General features: G+C 52.5%; 3 protein-coding genes. All 3 read right to left on the bottom strand.

Annotated elements, in window-relative coordinates; genetic code table 11:
- A partial coding sequence (locus QZ197_RS15505) for an Hpt domain-containing protein (protein ID WP_296433093.1) occupies nucleotides 1-405 on the bottom strand: 405 nt, incomplete at its 3' end.
- Between the two features lies 1 nt (nucleotide 406).
- Entirely contained in the window at nucleotides 407-775 is a 369-nt protein-coding gene (locus QZ197_RS15500; RefSeq protein WP_296433092.1) for a response regulator, read from the bottom strand.
- Nucleotides 772-1,059, bottom strand: a complete 288-nt coding sequence (locus tag QZ197_RS15495; RefSeq protein WP_296433090.1) for a hypothetical protein — start codon at nucleotides 1,057-1,059, stop codon at nucleotides 772-774. Before QZ197_RS15495 ends, QZ197_RS15500 begins: the two co-directional genes overlap by 4 nt.
- Nucleotides 1,060-1,314 lie beyond the last annotated feature (255 nt).

The following is a 1,314-nucleotide window of genomic DNA, read 5'->3' as shown; positions in this document are numbered from 1 at the left end:
TTCGTCTTCCGCGGCGGGTTCGGCCGCCAAAAAACCCTGTAGCTCTGAAAGAACCGGATCCACTCTGGCACGATCCGCGGGCCTATCTTCACGCGCGTCATCAACAAGGTCAGACAAGACGTCACCGGCACGTTGCAAAACGCGCAGCAGGGTTTCATCGGCACTTAGCTTTGCAGCACGTAAATCGTCGAGAACAGTTTCGAAGCTATGCGCGAACTCAACCAACTCATCCATTGAGAAAGCACCCGCAGCGCCCTTGATCGAATGCACAGCACGAAAAACCGCATTTACAGTTTCATTGTCTGTTTGCCCAGCGCGCATGTTTGACAAGCCGTCGGCAAGTGCAGCCAACAAATCGTCACACTCTTCAAAGAAGGCGTCGAGAATGGCACGGTCTGTTATCATGTCAGGACCCCGTCAATCTTTTGATGACTGCGACCAACGCGACATCATCAAACGGCTTTACGATCCAACCGGTTGCGCCAGCCAGTCGCGCCCTTTCTTTGAGGGCGGTTCCATTTTCGGTTGTGAGGACCAACACAGGAACAGCGCGGTTTTCTGTGCTATTTCGGATATCTGCGATAACGCCAAATCCATCCTTGTTGGGCATGTTGACGTCAGTAATCACCAGATCGGCTTGCATCTGCTTGAACTTGTCGACGCCTTCAACGCCGTCTACGGCTGTCGTGACTGTAAACCCTGCTTTTTCCAAAGCCATTTTAAGCAGGCTGCGAATGGTGCGCGAATCGTCAATTGCAAGGATATGCACTGTCAAGCGGTCCTCCGATCTAGATCTAAAAGATGGCTCAAGCCCAGTATTTGCAGCGCTTCAATCAATGCTTGTGACGGCTGGATCACAGAAACACCTGCGTCGGTGTCTTTGCGTATTCCTTGATGTGCTGCGATCAACTGTGCGGCCAACCCGCTGAATCGTTGGACCCGCTGACCATCAATCACAATCGCACGGTCGCCTGCCGACCTGATGAATTGATCAAGCGTGTAACACTCTTCGATTTTGGTCGTTTCGGGCAATTCGTAGGTCGCAGGTTCTGCTGTCATGATTGAAAAATTCCATCCAAAAACACTTTCGCCACTGTGCGGCATTGGAGGATGTATGACGGACCTGCTCTTAATTTCGCGTAAACAGCAACGCGATTATTTTGCCCGGGGAATATCCGGCGCGCGGTCGCGCAGAGATCATGCCTAAAAAGAAGAACTGATGGTTAGGCCTGCTGTCAAAGTCGTCCGGTCATATCGGCTGACGTTACTGCGCGTACGGGACGCGTCCAGCCGTAATCCGGGGCTGAAACCGGC

This window comes from Yoonia sp., from assembly GCF_017854415.1.
Classification (GTDB): Bacteria; Pseudomonadota; Alphaproteobacteria; order Rhodobacterales; family Rhodobacteraceae; genus Yoonia.
This window is presented reverse-complemented; position numbering and strand designations above follow the sequence as displayed.

What these genes read in the sequence shown, in the direction of transcription:
- QZ197_RS15495 (WP_296433090.1), bottom strand. Translation starts at nt 1,059, where the DNA reads ATGACAGCAGAACCTGCGACCTACGAATTGCCCGAAACGACCAAAATC.